The sequence below is a fragment of the Terrihabitans rhizophilus genome, assembly GCF_033898525.1.
Lineage (GTDB): Bacteria > Pseudomonadota > Alphaproteobacteria > Rhizobiales > Methylopilaceae > Flaviflagellibacter > Flaviflagellibacter rhizophilus.
Genome location: NZ_JAXAFJ010000001.1, coordinates 1 through 16,860 on the forward strand (window position 1 = coordinate 1; position 16,860 = coordinate 16,860).

Below are 16,860 nucleotides of genomic sequence, written 5' to 3' on the forward strand. Positions count from 1 at the left end.
TTCCCAAGCTGAATGTCGTGGGTTCGATTCCCATCGCCCGCTCCAGATACCCGGCACCTGGCAATCCGAACTTGCTCCCAGGCCCGACGCTGTGCGGACGCAGTTCTGCACTGTTGCAACTGCCAAACCTCCGGAAGCGACTTGGCTGCCGATGACCGCATGGGCCATCGACAGCCATTGCTCACGACTGCGCCTGTCGCCGTTCCGGCGGAAGCCCGTTCGCGATCATCTCGCCGAAGGGGCCGGTGTTCACCCGTGCTTCCGGCGCGCGCACCGCGTGGTTCAGCGGCAGGAGCGGCAGGACCAGCTCGGAGAAGCGATAGGCCTCTTCCAGGTGCGGGTAGCCTGACAGGATGAAGGTGTCGATGCCGAGCGACATGTATTCGCGGATGCGCGCCGCGACCGTCTGAGGATCGCCCACGAGCGCCGTGCCCGCACCGCCCCGCACAAGGCCGACGCCCGCCCAAAGATTGGGACTGATCTCGAGCCCCTCTCGGCTGCCGCCATGCAGCGCCGCCATGCGCTTCTGGCCCACGGAGTCCATGCGCGCGAACACCTTCTGCGCCGCGTCGATCGTGTCCTGATCCAGATGGCTGATCAGTTTGTCGGCCGCGGCCCAGGCTTCCTCGTTCGTCTCCCGCACGATGACGTGGAGGCGGATGCCGTAGGTGAAGCGGCGTCCGGTGCGCCTCACGCGCGCCTCGGCGGCGGCTAGCTTTTCCGCAACGTCCTTCGGCGGCTCGCCCCAGGTCAGGTATTTGTCGACGGTTTCGGCTGCGACATCGAGCGCCGCATCGGAAGAGCCGCCGAAATACAGCGGCGGTCCCCCATCCTGGTGGGGCGGGAAGAGCAGCCGCCCATCCTCGATCTGGATGTGCTTGCCCTGGTAGTTCACCGTCTCGCCGCGCAGGAGTGCGGAGTAGACGCCCAGGAATTCGCGCGTCACCTCATAGCGCTCGCCATGGGGCAGGAAGATCCCGTCGCCCTTGTTCTCGACGGGATCGCCGCCGGTCACGACATTGATCAGCAGCCGGCCTTCCGAGATGCGGTCGAGCGTGGCTGTCATGCGCGCGGCAACCGCCGGCGATTGCAAGCCGGGCCGCACGGCGACGAGGAAACGGAGGCGCTCCGTCAAAGGGGCCAGCGCCGAGGCCACTACCCAGCTGTCCTCGCAACTGCGCCCCGTCGGCAGCAGCACGCCGTAATAGCCAAGCTTGTCTGCAGCCTGGGCCACCTGTTTCAGGTAGCCGAGATCGACCTCGCGCGCACCTATCTGGGTGCCAAGATAGCGCCCGTCGCCGTGGGTCGGCAGGAACCACAGGACGTTGGCGGATTGTGCGGGTGCAAGGGTCATGAGCCGGCCTTCCTGACTGCGTCGGCGATCTTGATGGGCTTGGGGATGAGGCCGAGGTCATGGAAGGTGTCGGCCACCGTCTGCTGGTCGGCGATCACCTTCTCGGTCAGGGGTGCGACGCCAAAGCTCTGGCGCCTGATCGCGATGTCGAGCACCGGCTTCGGAATGCCAGTGGACGGCGCGAGCTCGGCGGCGGCGGCTCCGGGATCCTGCTGCACCCAGGTGCCGGTATCGCGGATCGCCCCGATCAGTGCATCGACGACCTGCGGGTTTGCGTCGGCGAAGCGGCGCGAGCCCAGGTAAAACTGGTAGTTCGGCACGATGCCTTCCGCCGTGGTCAGCGTGCGGGCCTTGATGGCATGTTCGGCAGAGGCCTGGAACGGGTCCCAGATCGCCCACGCGTCGATGGATCCGCGTTCGAATGCCGCGCGCGCATCTGCTGGCGGCAGGAAGGCCGTCTTCACGTCGCCGTAGGAGAGGCCGGCCTTCTTCAGCGCCTCGACCAGCAGGAAGTGGACGTTCGAGCCCTTGTTGAGGCCGATGGTCTTGCCCTTCAGATCGGCCACGCTGGCAATGGCGCTGTCCTTCGGCACAAGGATCGCCTCGCCTTTTGGCGCCGGCGGTTCATTGGCCAGATAGATGAGGTTGTCGCTGGCCGCCTGCGCGAAGATCGGCGGCGCCTCGCCCGTCTGGCCGATATCCACGGCATCGGCGTTCAGGCTCTCCAGCAATTGGGGGCCGGCTGCAAACTCGCTCCACTTGACGGTGTAGCCGAGCGGCTTCAGCCGCTCCTCGAGAAGCCCGCGCCCCTTCAGGAGAACGAGGGTGCCGTATTTCTGGTAGCCGATGCGCACCACCTTGTCGGCGGCGGAAGCGGATGACGCGGTGAGAGCTACGCCCGAAACGAGGACGAGTGCGGCCGTTGCTGCTGCGGCCATGGCCGCGCGGCGTGTAAGTGCTGGCATGTTCGTGGTTCCTGCATGTGCCGCAAATGGCGGCTGGTTCAGAAGCTTGGTTGCAGTGCGTTCAGCGTCGACAAGAGGTCAGGGGCATGTGCAGATCCCGGTTGTTCCTTGATGATCCGGCCGTCATCGAAGCATTCCCCAGCGGCGCACGGTGACGGTCTCCAGCCCACGAAAGACGACGGCCTCCACGACCAGCCCGATCAGGATCACGGCGGCCAGCCCGGCGAAGACGACATCCGTCATCAGTTCATTGCGCGCGCGGAAGATGAACCAGCCAAGCCCGCCTTGCCCTGAGCTGACGCCGAAGACGAGTTCGGCCGCGATCAGGGTGCGCCAGGCAAAGGCCCAGCCGATGCGCAGGCCGGAAATGAGCGAGGGCAGCGCTGACGGAACGAGGATTTGGGCGACATAGCGCAGGCCGCGAAGCCCGTAATTGCGTCCCACCAGCCTTTGCGTTTCCGGCACGGCCTCGAAGCCAGCCAGTGCAGACAGGGCGAACGGCCAGATCACCGCGTTGACGAGAACGAAGAGCAGGCTTGCTTCGCCCAGGCCGAACCACAGCATGGACAGGGGCAGCAGCGCGATGGCCGGCAGCGGGTTGAGCATGGCCGCCACGGTCTGCAGGGCATCCCGCAGGAAGGGAGACGCGACTGAGAGGGAAACAAGAGCCGTCGCGATGACGATGGCAATGGCGTAGCCCTTCAGCAGCACCGCTAGCGAGGACAGCGCCGCCCAAAGCAGGCCATCACTGCTGACCGCCGCTATGAAAGCGCGGGCCGCGTCCAGGAAGCCCGGCAGCATGATGGGGTTGGCTTGATAACGCGCCGCGATTTCCCAGGTCACCGCCAGCGCCACCAGAACCATGATCCGCCTTGCGCCGAGCGATTGAAGGAGGCGGGACGCGGAGAACGTGCCGGGACGCCGGGAGGCAGTCTCCACCGGCATTGCGTTGAGGTGCGTCGTATCCGTCATGCCGCGCGCTCCCGTGCGGACCCGAACAGCAGGTGATGCACTTCGCGCGTGACCTGTTCGAACCGCCGGCTGCCGACATCGTCGACGCCGAGATCCGCGGTCTCGAAGGTGGCCAGCGTGCGCCCGGGATGAGCGCTCAACAGGTGGAGCCGCGTGCCGACCAGCACGGCCTCGTCGATGGCATGCGTGACGAAGAGCAGTGTCATCCCGATCTCGTCGGCGACCGCGATGAGGTCGCGCTGCATCTGAAGGCGCGTCAGGGCATCCAGCGCGGCGAAAGGCTCGTCCATCAGCAGGATTTCCGGCTCGGCTGCCAGCGCACGGGCGATCGCCGCACGCTGCTTCATGCCGCCGGAAAGTGCATGAGGATATTGATCGAGGGCGCGGGAGAGGCCGACCCGCATCAGCGCCTCCCGCGCCCGCTCACGGGCCTCGCTACGGGAAATCCCGCGCGCGACCCGGAGTGGGAAAGCCACATTGTCGAGGACCGTTTTCCAAGGCAGGAGCTGGTCGAACTCCTGGAAGACCACCATGCGATCCGGTCCTGGCCCGGTGATGGGGCGGTCCCGCAGTCGGATGTCTCCGCCTGCCGGGGTCAGGAAGCCGGCCGCTGCCTTGAGGATGGAGGACTTGCCGCAACCGGAGGGGCCGAGCAGCACAAGCCGCTCGCCCTTGCCGATCCTCAGGTCCACGCCATCCACGGCACGCACGGTGCCGCGCGCGCTCGCGTAGTCGAGCGTCAGCCCACGTGCCTCGAACACGGGAATGGTTGAGGCCGGAACCGGGATATGCAGTGCGGCGACGGCCATGGCTCAGCTGCCCGCCTGCTCGTGCAGTTCTTCGAAGGTGTAATCCTTCCAGCTGCCCGGCTTGGTCTTTATGGCGCCTGTCTTGAACATGAAGTCGGCGAACTTGCCGGTGTTGAGCGGCACCAATGTGTACCGGACCTCCGGGTTCTCGATGACCTCCTGCACGAAGGCCGGCTCGAGCTTCGACTTTTCCGCCCGCACATAAATCTCCGCCGCCTCCTTGCGGTTGGCGCCCGCCCATTCCGTAGCCTCTTGGAAGGCGCGGAAGAAGGCGCGGTAGGTTTTCGGATTCTCGTCCCGGAACTTGATGGTGGAATAGGCCAGTGTCGGCGTGATCGGCCCGCCCAGCGCATCATAGGAGCTCAGGATCTTGTGGACCTTCGGGTTCTTCAGCGCCTGTTCCTGATAGGGCTGATTGGACAGGTGGCCGGTGATCTCCGTGGACCCCGCAAGCAGGGCCGCCGTCGCATCGGGATGGGGGAGCGAAACCTGGTTGCCGTCGAGCTTTGTGTGCCCGCCCTCGCCGAACTCCTTTTCAGAGGCGATCTGCAGCGTGCGCCCCTGCACAGAAACGATGGCGGCAGGTGTCGCGATCCGGTCGTTCGGCCCGAAATCCTTGAGGCTCTTGATGTTCGGATTGTTGGTGAGGAGGTAGCTCGGCTGGGCTCCAAAGGCGCCGATGATCTTCACCGATCCCTTCGTGCGGTCCCAAACCGTGAGGAACGGTCCAATGCCCGCCGAGGCGATGTCGATGGAGCCGGAAAGAAGCGCATCGTTGACGGCATTGCCTCCGCTCAGCTTGCGCCACTCCACATTGATCTCGATCCCTTCCTCCTTCGCGTATTTCTCGAGGAGCTTCTTCTCCTTGAGGACGTGGAAGGGGATGTAGAGCGTGCCGAACTGCTCGGAGATGCGCAGAACGCCCTCGGCAGCAGCCGGTGACAGGGAGGCTGCGACCACAAAGGCGGAGGCGAGCAGGGATCGTGCGAAGGCGTTCATGGCTCTGGTCCTGACGGCTAGATCGAAAAGGAGGGGTCGAGCGGCTCGCGGAAAGCGCCGTCCCAAAAGAGGAGCGGGCTGATTTTTGCGTCCCAAAGTCGGGTTTCGACCACGCGTCCGAAGAAGACTGTGTGGCTCGCGGCGCCGAGTTCCTGCGCGATCACGCAGTCGAAGCTCGCGAGGCAGCCCGGCAATGCAGGGGCGCCGGTGACGAGCGAGGTCCAGTTTCGGCCTGCAAAGCGAGCCGAGCGGTCTTTCTCCGTCGCGAAGCGGTCGGCCACGTCGCGATCCGCTTCGCCCAACACATTGACGCAGAACCGTCCGCTCTCGCGGATTGCGGCGTGGCTGCTTGCCGACTTGGCTATGCAGACGAGCAAGGTCGGCGGTTCCGCCGATACCGAGGTCACGGAAGTGGCGGCCATGCCGTAGTGCACGCCCCCGAGTTCGGTGGTGACGATGGACACGCCGGACGCCAGGCGGCGCATGCCTCCCTTGTAGCGGGCGCTTTCAACCGCCGGCTCGGCAGCATCGTTCAGGACGGCGGTGCTGCGGAAAGGCAGGATGCGGGCGGGATCAACCATGGGCCACCTCGTCCCGAGCGGTGTTCGCTTCAAAGAGATGTTCGAGTACGCGTCCTTCCAGCCGGGCGAGCTCGGCCGTGCCACGGCGGCGCGGCCTTGGCAGAGGCACCTCCATGTCGAGCGTGATCCGGCCGCCATCGAGGAGAATGACCCGGTCGGCAAGCGCCAGCGCCTCCGTCACGTCATGAGTGACGAGTACGGCGGTGAAGCGCTGCTCGCGCCAGACGCGCTCCAGCAGGGCCTGCATCTCAATTCGGGTCAGCGCATCGAGCGCCCCCAGGGGCTCATCGAGCAAGAGCAGGCCCGGCCGGCTTGCCAGGGCACGGGCAAGCGCCACCCGTTGCTTCTGGCCGCCCGACAGCACGGACGGCCAGTCACCGGCGCGATCCTCAAGTCCGACCTCGTCCAGGAATCCGAGCGCCTTTTCGCGGCGATCATGCCTGTCGAGCCCGACGGGAAGCCCAACCTCCACATTCTGCACCACGCTCTGCCATGGAAGCAGCCGCGGCTCCTGGAACATGATGCGAGCAGGTGCGCCGGCACTTCCCGATGCGGCAAGCTCGATGCGACCTTCGCTTGGTTGATCGAGGTCTGCGAGCAGCCGAAGCAAGGTGCTCTTGCCGCATCCGCTGCGCCCGACGATCGCCACGAACTGACCGGCGGGAACGTGCAGGTCGAGCGCCGAGAGCACGTTCTTGGTGTCGAAGCTCCGCCCCACGCCGCTCAGTGTGAGGGCGATGCCGGAGACCGGCTCCTCGTCGGCCTCGACCGGGCGCGGATAGATCCTGAGTGCGGTGACGCTCATCGCGCGCCCTCCTTCTGGAAGGCGGGATGCCAGCGCAAAGCGGCTCGCTCGCCAAATTGGGTGATGATGTCGGCCAGCTTGCCGAGCAGGGCGTAGATGAGGATGGCCAGCACCACGACATCGACCAGCAGGAACTCGCGCGCCTGCATGGCCATGTGGCCGAGGCCGCTTTCAGCCGCGATGGTCTCGGCGACGATCAGCGTCAGCCACATGATGCCCAGCGCGAAGCGCAGGCCGACGAAGATGGAGGGCAGTGCGCCGGGCAAGATGACCCGGCGGAACAGCGCTCCCGAGGACATCTCATAAGCGCGCGCCATCTCGATCAGCTGGGGATCGACGCTCCGCACACCGTGCAAGGTGTTGATGTAGATGGGGAAGAAGACGCCGAGCGCGACGAGGAAGAGCTTGGACTCCTCCCCGATCCCGAACCACAGGATCACGAGCGGAATGAGGGCGAGATGCGGCACGTTCCGCACCATCTGGAGCGTCGTGTCGGTGACATCGTTCACGGCGCGAGACAGGCCGTTCGCGATGCCGAGGCCAAAGCCGATCAGGCCGCCGACCGCAAGCCCGGCCAGTGCGCGCAGAGTGCTGACCCACATGTTCTGGACGAGCTCGCCGGAGCGCAGCGACTCCCAGCCTGCCAGAGCCACGGCCGAAGGCGCCGGCAGAACGTTGACAGCGATCAGGCCACCCTGGGCGAGAGCCTGCCAAAGGAGAAGCAGCGCCACAGGCAAGACCCAGCCGCGCGCACCTGACGCGAGCCTAAACAGGCGATGTTCTTGAAAGCGGCTAAGCGCTGCTGGCGTGGCCTGGATTGACATGGCAGCTCCCTACGAACCCCAATGTACATTCATCAAGTAGATGTATGTCAACCGCTATTCGGGCGCATGATGTGGATATATATCTAATAGCACGTACTGTCTGTTGATTGAGGCCAGCGCGCTCTGTTTCCACTTCAGGTGGTGATCGGCGCCGTGAACAATCCCGTATACGATCGGGCAGGCAGGGATTATCGTCGGTCTCTTGGCGGTCGCTTGCCCGCCGCAACCTCGACATTGGAGGCACCGATGTTCACCAGAGCCATGCTTGGAATCGTGCTTGCGCTTTCCGTATCGACTGCTGCTTTCGCAGCAGATCCAGCCAAGATCGGCCAAACGGAGAAAGGGCCTGCCCTGACCGACGCAAAGGGCATGACGCTCTACACGTTCGACAAGGATGCGGGCGGCAAGTCAGCCTGCAACGGACCCTGCGCCGTGAACTGGCCGCCTCTTTCCGCTCCTCAGGGAGCCAAGGGTAGCGGGTCCTACTCGGTCGTCACACGCGACGACGGCTCGCTGCAATGGGCCTACAAGAACAACCCACTCTACGGCTGGGTCAAAGACAAGAAGCCGGGTGAAGTGACCGGCGACGGAGTCAATGGCGTGTGGCACATCGCGACGCCGTGATCTCCGGGAGCGGCGACCTGCCCGCGGCCATCTGGCTGCGGGTGCGAAGCCACGAAAAGGCATGGAGCGCCGGGCTGGCCTGAATGCCGATGTGCCGCCTAAGTAAGCGGCATGAGCGAAACCCTAGCTGCCTTCCTGGCCGGCTTCCTGTTGTCCGGCGCGCTGATCATGGCGATCGGGGCGCAGAACCTGTTCGTTCTGCGCCAAGGTCTTCGGCGTGAGCATGTCGCGCCGATCGTGCTCTTCTGCGGCACGATTGATGCGTTGCTCATCATCGCCGGGGTGGCAGGCATCGGCGCCGTCCTCGCTGCCATTCCTCAGCTGACGATTGCCTTGTCGCTGGGGGGAGCGGCGTTCCTTGCATGGTACGGCGTGAGTGCGCTGCGGCGGATGGCGCGTCCCTCCTCCATGAGCATCGCCGGGACGCAAAGCATCACTCTGTCCCGGGCGCTGGGCACGGCTGCCGCGTTCACCTTCCTTAATCCTCATGTCTATCTCGATACCGTGCTGCTGATGGGCGCAGCGGGTTCGGCACAGCCTCACGATCTGCGTCCGATCTTCGTTACCGGAGCAGCGCTGGCCAGCTTCACGTGGTTCGCGGCGCTTGGATATGGCGCGCGCCTTCTGGCGCCCCTGTTCGTGAAGCCGGCGGCCTGGCGCGTGCTGGATGCCATCGTAGGCATCGTGATGCTGTCGCTGGCGGCTTCGCTGGTGGCACGCGTGCTCGCGCACTAGGTCCGCGTGCTCTCGCAGGCCTGCCGGGGGTGGACATTCTGTTCCTTGACTTTGCCCCGTGCGGCGTCTGACGTGCGGACGTGACGATGATGGGATCATCCGGAGCGCGGCAGATGCTCGGCGCGCTCCTGATCCTCCTCCTCGCGCTGACAGGCGCCGGACGGGGACGGGCGGACGAGAGCAGGCTTGCGAAGGTCGCGACGATGACCATCGCGGGCTTCGTCGTGCCCATCTGCCACGGCGACCCCTCTCGTTCGCAGAAGCCGGACACCTCTCCCGTCAATCATGATTGCTGCGACATCTGCGCGGTATCTGCGTCGGCCCTGACCCCGATGCAGGCGTGGCTGGCATCGCCCCTGCCGTTCCTGCGCTCGGCGGATGATGGTGCGAAGCCGCCGCATCTGGCGCTCGCGCGACGCAAGACGCCACGCCTGTCCCAAGGACCTCCGATCGGTCTGATCTGATCATCCACGTTTCAGATCGACGTCTGCCCTGCACGTGCGCAGAGCAGATCGGGAGGACCTTGCATGTTGAACACCATTTCACGCTCACTGATCATCACGGCTGCCCTGTTCGGCATGGGCAGCGTTGCCTCTTCCCATGAATACAAGGCAGGCGACCTGACCATCCAGCATCCGTGGTCGCGGGCGACGCCTCCCGGCGCCAAGGTCGGCGGCGGCTATCTCACAATCACCAACAATGGAAGCAGCGCGGATCGCCTCGTGGGGGGCAGCGCCGAAATCTCGACGCGGTTCGAGATCCATGACATGGCCGTGGAGAACGGGATCATGAAGATGCGGCCCGCGGGACCGATCGAGATCACTCCGGGAGCAACTCTGTCGCTCGCGCCGGGCGGCAAGCACATCATGATGGTGGGGCTGACACAAACCCCCAAGGAAGGGGACACCATCGCCGGAACGCTGGTCTTCGAGAAGGCCGGCACCGTGAAGGTGGAATTCAAGGTGGAGGCGCTGGGCGCAAGTGCCCCTGCGGGCGCAGCAGCCCCCGTTCCGGCGCACGGCGAGGCTGCAGGATCGCATCACCACTGATCCTTGCGGAGAACAGAGGCGGCCGCTGTTGGTCGCCTCACGCGACGTGAACCCCAATCGGCAGGCAAGGTACCGCGTCGTGCGGCCTTGAGGAACCGCGATGATCCCCCGTTCAGTCAACCTATTCCTCCTCGGCTTCGCAGTGTTCGCGATGCTCGCTGGAGTGACGATCCTGGTTGTCCAGCAATGGTCTCCCTACAGGAGCTTCGGCGTTGGAGGATCTTTCGTCATGAGCGACCTCGAGGGTCGGACCGTCACCGATCGTGATCTCCTGGGTCGCCCCACGGCCATCTTCTTCGGCTTCACGTTCTGTCCGGACGTATGCCCCACGACCATGCTGAGCCTGACATCGGCGATGAAGAAGATGGGAACGGTGGCAGATAAGCTGAATGTCGTGTTCGTGTCAGTGGACCCGGAGAGGGACACGCCCGAAGCGCTTAAGCAGTATCTGGCGTTCTTCGATCCGAGGATCCGCGCCCTTACCGGCACACCGCGACAGGTGGCCAACATGGCCAGCGCATACCGCGCCTATGTGCGCCGAAGCGAGACAGAGGATGAGGGCTATACCATCGACCACGAGACGTCGGTGATGCTGTTCAACAGCAAGGGCCGGATCATCGGCCAGATCTTCCATGGGGAAGACGAGAACGCATTTCTCGCCAAGCTCAATACGTTGGCTGAGCCTAATGTGTGTCGGCCGGGCTTGCCGACCACGTCAAATCTTTGGAGTTCAGCCGGCGAACTCGCAGGCGGGGCCTGCCGTTAGCGGCTCATCAAAGAGAGGGTAGTTCGCCGTTCTCAGGTGAACAGCATGTAGTAGACGACGAAGGGCGAAGCCAGCTGCGCCCATGCACCCACAACTGCTGCCCGATCAATGATTGCGTTCATCACTTCCTCCCGTCTGGAAGCAGAACGGCGATCTTCTCTTCAAGTTCCCCGCGAACAAGGCTCTGGATCAGAGATTGCGCAGACGCTCCAGCACGTCGCTCCAGCGGTAAGGCTTGGAGATGAAGGCGGTGTCGCTCCTGCCACCACCGCTCTTCTCGAAGGCCGGCACCGGATAGCCGGATGCGAGGAGGATCTTGAGCTCGGGCCGCAACTTGCGGGCCGCGTCCGCCAGCTCGAAGCCGGTCATTCCGCGCGGCATCACCACGTCGCTGAACAGCACGTCGATACGGCGATCGCGCCTGAGGATATCGATCGCCGCAGGTCCGTGACTTGCGGTGAGAACTTCGTAACCGAGGCTGTCGAACATCTCCACGGCTGCTTCGAGCACCTGTTCGTCATCATCAACGATCAGCACGGTGCTGGCGGCGCCGTGCTCGTGCCGGTCTCCCCGGGCAACCGGCTCCTTGGCGGGAAGGTAAAGGCTGACCGAAGCCCCCTGCCCCGGTGCGGTGACAATGTGCAGGTGCCCGTCCGATTGCCCGGCAAAACCGTAGACCTGGCTAAGACCAAGGCCAGTCCCCTTGCCCACCTCCTTGGTCGTGAAGAACGGCTCACAGGCATGGCTGAGCACATCCTCGCTCATGCCGGGCCCGTTGTCGGTGACCGAAACCTTCACGTAGTCGCCGGCGGCCGCCGTCGAGAAGAGAAGACGCTCTGCTTCGTGGAACGTCACGACCTCGGTCGAAATCTCGATGGAGCCATCTGCCCCGCACGCGTCCCTAGCATTGACCACGAGGTTCAAAAGCGCCGCTTCGAACTGCGCTGAATCTATGAGTACCGTCCTCATCTCGTGGGACAGGACGATTTTCACCGCAGCCTCGCCGCCTGCAGCACGCCGCAAGATGGCCTCGAAGGTCTCGATCACCTGGTTGAGGTCATGCACCTGCGGCTTCAGCGACTGCCGCCTCGCGAAAGCCAGCAACTGACCCGTCAGCTGGGAACCGCGCTCTGCCGCCAGAAGGGCGTTGTCCAACAGGCGGGCCTCGCGGGGCTCGTGCAAGCGGGACCGCAAGATGTCGAGGCTCGAGATCATGACAGTCAGCAGATTGTTGAAGTCGTGCGCGATGCCGCCGGTCAGTTGCCCGATGGCCTCCATCTTCTGCGCCTGGAACAGCGCCTGCCGGGCTTTCTCCAGTGCTTCGGCGGCTTCACGCCGCTCGGTCATGTCACGCGTGATCTTGGCGAAGCCGATCAACGCCCCGGCTTCGTCGTGGATGGCATCGATGACCACGCTGGCCCAGAAGCGGGAACCGTCCTTCCGGATGCGCCAGCCTTCGCTCTCGAACTTGCCGGTCCGGCGTGCGGTCTCAAGCGCCCGTGCCGGAAGCTGGTTCGCCAGGTCTTCCTCTGCGTAGAACCGCGAGAAGTGATGTCCGACGATCTCGTCGGCTCCATAGCCTTTGATACGCTGCGCGCCGAGGTTCCAGTTCGTGACGTGACCTTCGGCGTCCAGCATGTAGATCGCGTAATCCGCCACGCCCTGGACAAGGATGCGGAAGCGCTCTTCGCTTTGCTTCAGTGCCCGTTGCGCCAGCATGCGCTCGGTGTTGTCGCGCGTGATCTTCGCGAAGCCGATCAGCCGCTTTTTCTTGTCCCAGATCGGGTCGATGACGACGCTGGCCCAGAACCTCGTTCCATCCTTGCGAATGCGCCAGGCCTCGATCTCGAACTTGCCTTCGGAGGCGGCTGTTGCGAGGGCACGTTCCGGCTCGCCACGCTCGCGATCCTCCGGCGTGTAGAAGGCCGAGAAGTGCCGGCCGACGATCTCGTCCGCCGTGTAGCCCTTGAAGCGCTCGGCGCCAGCGTTCCAGCTGCTGACGATGCCCGTGGGGTCCAGCATGTAGATCGCGTAATCGGTCACCGAATCGAGGAGCAGGCGGTAGCGATCCTCGACCGCGTGCGGAAGCCCACCGTCCTGTGACGTCATCTGCTGGTCTTCATGGAATCGTGCCTCGATGCCGATGCGCCGAACGGTCCTGATTACACCTAACGGGCGACGAATCAAGATTTCGAGAGCTGCTGATCCGCGGCTGGCATATGCCGAAGCAGTCCACGGTTCGTGGGTTCACACGCTCCTGAAATGCTTCGAAAGCTTCAGGCCCTGCGCCTGATAATTGGAGCCGAGCCCCTGCCCGTAAAGGGCGTCCGGCACCTCCGACAACCGTTCATAAACCAGCCGCCCCACCGTCTGCCCATGCTCAAGGATGAAGGGCACTTCATGGCTGCGCACTTCGAGCACCGCGCGGGAGCCGCGTCCGCCGGCGGCGTGGTGGCCGAAGCCGGGATCGAAGAAGCCGGCGTAATGCACCCGGAACTCGCCGACCAGTGGATCGAAGGGCACCATCTCGGCCGCATAGGCCGGCGGCACATGCACCGCCTCGCGCGAGGCCAGGATGTAGAACTCGCCGGGATCGAGCACGAGCTGGCGGTTCTTGGCCGTGACCGGCTCCCAAAAGTCCTCGACATCGTAGCCGCCGACGCGGTCCACATCGATGACCGCCGTGTGGCGCTTGGCGCGGTAGCCGACGCGGCCCTGGTCGGGGCCGGACAGGTCCACCGTCACGGAGATGCCGTTGCGGAGATCAGGTTGATCGGTGTCCACCAGCCGCTCGACGGCCTGCAGCGCCGTCATTTCGGCAAGGTCGAGGCCCGCCTCGCCGGAGCGGAAACGGATCTGCGACAGCCGGGAGCCCGTGCGCACCAGAACCGGGAAGGTGCGGGGGCTGATCTCCGCCCAGAGAGTGCCTTCATAGCCGGCGGGAACCGTGTCGAAGCCGCGCACGCCGTCGGCAATCACACGGGTGAAGACATCGAGGCGGCCAGTCGAGCTTTTGGGGTTGGTCGCCGCCATGACGTCGGCCGGCAGGCGCAGGGACTCCAGCAAGGGCACCAGATAGACGCAGCCGGTCTCCAGCACCGCGCCGTCCTCAAGGCTGAACTCGTGCATCAGCACATCGGCCAGCCTCTGGCGCACGCTCTGGCCCGGACCCGGCAGGAAGCTGGCGCGAACACGGTAGGCGCAGGTGCCGAGACGAAGATCGAGGCTTGCAGGCTGGATCTGCCGGTCCAGCAGCGGGCGATCAAGGCGGATCGCCTCGCGGGCGATCAGATCGCGGATGGACTGCGCCGGGCTGATGCCCGCGCCATGTTGACCACCGCTGTTCATGAGACCCCCGCCCTCGCCTACTATGCTCCTAGTGGGCAGCCGGCTTTCTATCAAGTTGCATTGACGAGGTCTGTGGCCGGGAGTAGAGCCGTTGCCACGTCGTGGTGATTTGAGCCGGCCGGCTTGCAGCCACGTAAAACAAGTCGCTAAAAGGCCGTCGCGCTGGTTCTCTCGTGGTTTTCCGGCGCCGCGGCCGCATATGAGGTGCCGCGTGTCCAAGCCCCCTCTGCCCGCCCGCAACCTGAAGCCCGCCACCATTGCCGTGCACGAAGGCACGCTGCGCAGCCAGTTCGGCGAGACCGCCGAGGCGATGTTCCTGACGCAGGGCTATGTCTACGACTCGATGGAGCAGGCCGAGGCGCGCTTCACGGGCGCGGACCCCGGCTTCCAGTATTCGCGCTTCTCCAATCCCACCGTCGACATGTTCGAGCGGCGCATGGCTGCGCTGGAAGGCGCCGAGGCCGCGCGCGCCACGGCGACCGGCATGGCCGCTGTGACGGCCTCCATGCTCAGCTTTGTCTCCGCCGGGGAGCACATCGTGGCCGCCAAGGCGCTGTTCGGCTCCTGCCGCTACATCGTGGAGGATCTCGCGCCGCGCTTCGGCATCACATCCACCTTGGTGGACGGCTGCAATCTCGACGCCTGGCAGAAGGCGGTGCAGCCGAACACGCGCGCCTTCTTCCTGGAGACGCCCACCAATCCCACGCTGGACATCCTGGACATCACGGCCATCGCCGAGATTGCCCACGCGGCCGGCGCCAAGCTGATCGTGGACAATGTCTTCGCCACGCCGATCTTCCAGAAGCCATTGGCGCTGGGCGCCGACGTGGTCTGCTATTCGGCGACGAAGCACATCGACGGACAGGGCCGCACCCTTGGCGGCATCGTGCTTGGCAGCGAGGAATATGTCACCGGGCCGCTGCAGATGTTCCTGCGCCAGACCGGCCCCTCGCTCTCGCCATTCAACGCCTGGGTCATGCTGAAGAGCCTTGAGACGCTCGCCCTGCGCGTCGAGCGGCAGGCGGCGACAGCGGCAAGGGTCGCGGACTTCCTGGGCGACCACCCGAAGGTGCAGCGCGTCATCTACCCGTTCCGCGACGACCACCCGCAGGTGGCGCTGGCCCGCCGGCAGATGACCGCAGGTTCCACGCTCGTCACCTTCGACGTGAAGGGCGGCAAGGAAGAGGCGTTCCGCTTCGGCGGTGCGCTCGGCATCGTCAAGATCACCAACAATCTGGGTGATGCCAAGACGCTCATCACGCACCCGGCTACGACGACGCACCAGCGCCTGAGCGCAGACGCGCGGGCCGAACTGGGCATTTCCGACGCCATGCTGCGGCTGTCTCTCGGGCTCGAAGATGCGGACGACCTCATCGAGGACCTGTCCATCGCCCTCGACGCCATCTAGCTGCACAGGGCACCATTCTAGGATATGCTAACCGGCATGTACTGCGCGACGACCAACAACATCCAGATCACCGTGACACCCCGGTTCCTGAGCGACGAATCCGCTCCGGACAAGGGGCATTTCGTGTGGTCCTATTCCATCGATATCGAGAACCGGGGCGGCCGCACCGTTCAGCTGCTGTCTCGGTACTGGAAAATCGTGGACGCCGCCGGCCGCGTGCAGGAGGTGCAGGGCGCGGGCGTCATCGGCGAGCAGCCGGTGCTGCCGCCGGGCGAGAGCTTTTCCTACACGAGCGGCGTCCCGCTGACGACGCCGTCCGGCTTCATGGCCGGTCATTACGTGATGGAAGCCGAGTCCGGTGAGCGCTTCGACGTCGAAGTGCCTGCCTTCTCGCTCGACTGCACGGATGAGCGCCGCATTGTCCACTGAGGCCGCTGCGCCGTTGCATTCCGCGCGCCCCGGCGAGGAGACGATAGCGATCCTCACCCGGCTTGTCGGCTTCGACACGGTCAGCAGCAAGTCGAACCTGCCGCTCATCGAATGGGTGCGGGACTACCTGGCCGGCCACGGCGTCGAGGCGCGGGTGGTGCCGAATGCCGTTGGCGACAAGGCACTGCTCTTCGCGCGCATCGGGCCGGATGACGTGCCAGCGCTGGCTCTCTCCGCGCACACCGACGTGGTTCCTGTCGCGGGGCAGAACTGGACCAGCGATCCGTTCACGCTGACGGAGCGGAACGGCCGGCTCTATGGCCGCGGCTCGTGCGACATGAAGGGCTTCATCGCCGTGGTGCTGGCCGCCGTTCCGGCGCTGAAGGCGGCCACTCTGCGCCGCCCCGTCGAGCTGGTCCTGACCTATGACGAGGAAACCAGCATGGACGGCGTCGCCGATGCGCTCTCCGTGCTGGGCGAGGCCTGGCAGAAGCCGCTGGCCGTGATCGTCGGCGAGCCCACCAGCCTTGAGGTGGTGGACGCGCATCTGTCCATTGCCGGCCTGCGGATGACGATCCATGGTCGGGCCGCGCATTCCAGCCTTCCGCATCTCGGCGCCAGCGCCGTGCTCGCCGCCCATGAGATCATCGGCGAATTGGAGCGCATCGCGGCCGAGTTCCGGTCAGCAGGCGATCCGACGGGACGCTTCACGCCGCCTTATTCCACACTGAATGTCGGTCGCATCGAAGGCGGAACCGCGCACAACATCGTGCCCGAGCACTGCAGGCTGGAGTTCAGCATGCGCGGCGTGCCGGGCTGCGACATCGAAGGTGCGGTGGACCGCGTGGTCGCATTCGCCACCGGGCCGGTGCTGGACAAGCTGCGCGAGACCGCGCCGGATGCCAGCATCGACGTCCAGCGCTGGCTCACGGCCCCGGCTCTTGCGCCGGAAACGGGTTCCGAAGCGGAGCGGATCGCCATGCACCTCGCGGGCACGAACCGCACCGCAACCGTCGCCTACGCCACGGAGGGTGGCTCCTTCCAGCGCGCCGGGCTCTCCACCGTGGTGTGCGGACCCGGCTCCATCGATCAGGCGCATGCGCCCGACGAGTATATCGAGATCAGTCAATTGGCCGCCGGCGAGGCGTTCATGCAGCGGCTGCTGGAGCACTGCCGCGCCGGCTGACCGACT

At 65.1% G+C, this 16,860-nt stretch carries 18 protein-coding genes and 1 riboswitch; of the genes, 8 read left to right on the forward strand and 10 right to left on the reverse strand.

Features of this window, described 5'->3' with window-relative positions:
* Positions 1-181: 181 nt before the first annotated feature.
* The 8 genes from ssuD to SCD90_RS00040 all read right to left on the reverse strand — a co-directional run bounded on the left by ssuD (position 182) and on the right by SCD90_RS00040 (position 7,309).
* A complete protein-coding gene (ssuD, locus tag SCD90_RS00005) occupies positions 182-1,354 on the reverse strand; it encodes an FMNH2-dependent alkanesulfonate monooxygenase (protein WP_319842563.1) in 1,173 nt (390 codons plus the stop codon).
* Positions 1,351-2,319 carry a sulfonate ABC transporter substrate-binding protein gene (locus SCD90_RS00010; RefSeq protein WP_319842564.1) on the reverse strand — a complete coding sequence of 323 codons (969 nt, stop codon included), beginning with the start codon at positions 2,317-2,319 and terminating at the stop codon, positions 1,351-1,353. Before SCD90_RS00010 ends, ssuD begins: the two co-directional genes overlap by 4 nt.
* A 123-nt stretch (positions 2,320-2,442) precedes the next feature.
* Positions 2,443-3,291, reverse strand: coding sequence for an ABC transporter permease (locus tag SCD90_RS00015; RefSeq protein WP_319842565.1), 849 nt, complete (start codon positions 3,289-3,291; stop codon positions 2,443-2,445).
* Positions 3,288-4,100 (reverse strand): ABC transporter ATP-binding protein, encoded by an 813-nt coding sequence (locus tag SCD90_RS00020; protein ID WP_319842566.1) that lies wholly within the window; start codon positions 4,098-4,100, stop codon positions 3,288-3,290. The genes SCD90_RS00015 and SCD90_RS00020 overlap by 4 nt, the downstream gene beginning before the upstream one ends.
* A gap of 3 nt (positions 4,101-4,103) precedes the next feature.
* Entirely contained in the window at positions 4,104-5,099 is a 996-nt protein-coding gene (locus SCD90_RS00025; RefSeq protein ID WP_319842567.1) for an ABC transporter substrate-binding protein, read from the reverse strand.
* Between the two features lie 17 nt (positions 5,100-5,116).
* Positions 5,117-5,680 (reverse strand): flavin reductase family protein, encoded by a 564-nt coding sequence (locus tag SCD90_RS00030; RefSeq protein ID WP_319842568.1) that lies wholly within the window; start codon positions 5,678-5,680, stop codon positions 5,117-5,119.
* Positions 5,673-6,485, reverse strand: coding sequence for an ATP-binding cassette domain-containing protein (locus SCD90_RS00035; protein WP_319842569.1), 813 nt, complete (start codon positions 6,483-6,485; stop codon positions 5,673-5,675). Before SCD90_RS00035 ends, SCD90_RS00030 begins: the two co-directional genes overlap by 8 nt.
* Positions 6,482-7,309, reverse strand: a complete 828-nt coding sequence (locus tag SCD90_RS00040; RefSeq protein WP_319842570.1) for an ABC transporter permease subunit — start codon at positions 7,307-7,309, stop codon at positions 6,482-6,484. Before SCD90_RS00040 ends, SCD90_RS00035 begins: the two co-directional genes overlap by 4 nt.
* A gap of 246 nt (positions 7,310-7,555) precedes the next feature.
* Between SCD90_RS00040 and SCD90_RS00045 the strand changes: the two genes are divergently transcribed.
* The 5 genes from SCD90_RS00045 (at position 7,556) to SCD90_RS00065 (ending at position 10,483) form a co-directional block, all read left to right on the forward strand.
* Positions 7,556-7,933 carry a COG4315 family predicted lipoprotein gene (locus SCD90_RS00045; RefSeq protein ID WP_319842571.1) on the forward strand — a complete coding sequence of 126 codons (378 nt, stop codon included), beginning with the start codon at positions 7,556-7,558 and terminating at the stop codon, positions 7,931-7,933.
* A gap of 111 nt (positions 7,934-8,044) precedes the next feature.
* On the forward strand, positions 8,045-8,668 hold the full coding sequence (locus tag SCD90_RS00050) for a LysE/ArgO family amino acid transporter (RefSeq protein ID WP_319842572.1): 624 nt from the start codon (positions 8,045-8,047) through the stop codon (positions 8,666-8,668).
* A 113-nt stretch (positions 8,669-8,781) separates the two neighbouring features.
* Complete coding sequence (locus tag SCD90_RS00055; protein WP_319842573.1) at positions 8,782-9,132, forward strand: hypothetical protein; 351 nt, start codon at positions 8,782-8,784, stop codon at positions 9,130-9,132.
* Between the two features lie 63 nt (positions 9,133-9,195).
* A complete protein-coding gene (locus SCD90_RS00060) occupies positions 9,196-9,717 on the forward strand; it encodes a copper chaperone PCu(A)C (protein WP_319842574.1) in 522 nt (173 codons plus the stop codon).
* A gap of 100 nt (positions 9,718-9,817) precedes the next feature.
* Positions 9,818-10,483 (forward strand): SCO family protein, encoded by a 666-nt coding sequence (locus SCD90_RS00065; RefSeq protein ID WP_319842575.1) that lies wholly within the window; start codon positions 9,818-9,820, stop codon positions 10,481-10,483.
* A gap of 189 nt (positions 10,484-10,672) precedes the next feature.
* Here SCD90_RS00065 and SCD90_RS00070 read toward each other — a convergent pair whose 3' ends face one another.
* Entirely contained in the window at positions 10,673-12,592 is a 1,920-nt protein-coding gene (locus tag SCD90_RS00070; RefSeq protein ID WP_319842576.1) for a hybrid sensor histidine kinase/response regulator, read from the reverse strand.
* A 138-nt stretch (positions 12,593-12,730) separates the two neighbouring features.
* Positions 12,731-13,831 carry a 2'-deoxycytidine 5'-triphosphate deaminase gene (locus SCD90_RS00075; protein ID WP_319842577.1) on the reverse strand — a complete coding sequence of 367 codons (1,101 nt, stop codon included), beginning with the start codon at positions 13,829-13,831 and terminating at the stop codon, positions 12,731-12,733.
* Positions 13,832-13,922: 91 nt separating this feature from the next.
* Positions 13,923-14,001, forward strand: a riboswitch (SAM riboswitch).
* A 29-nt stretch (positions 14,002-14,030) separates the two neighbouring features.
* Between SCD90_RS00075 and SCD90_RS00080 the strand changes: the two genes are divergently transcribed.
* From SCD90_RS00080 to argE, 3 genes are read left to right on the forward strand one after another with little or no spacing between them, the layout of a single operon-like run.
* Complete coding sequence (locus SCD90_RS00080; protein ID WP_425265615.1) at positions 14,031-15,239, forward strand: O-succinylhomoserine sulfhydrylase; 1,209 nt, start codon at positions 14,031-14,033, stop codon at positions 15,237-15,239.
* Between the two features lie 36 nt (positions 15,240-15,275).
* Positions 15,276-15,668 carry a Co2+/Mg2+ efflux protein ApaG gene (apaG, locus tag SCD90_RS00085; RefSeq protein ID WP_319842579.1) on the forward strand — a complete coding sequence of 131 codons (393 nt, stop codon included), beginning with the start codon at positions 15,276-15,278 and terminating at the stop codon, positions 15,666-15,668.
* On the forward strand, positions 15,658-16,854 hold the full coding sequence (argE, locus tag SCD90_RS00090) for an acetylornithine deacetylase (RefSeq protein WP_319842580.1): 1,197 nt from the start codon (positions 15,658-15,660) through the stop codon (positions 16,852-16,854). The genes apaG and argE overlap by 11 nt, the downstream gene beginning before the upstream one ends.
* Positions 16,855-16,860 lie beyond the last annotated feature (6 nt).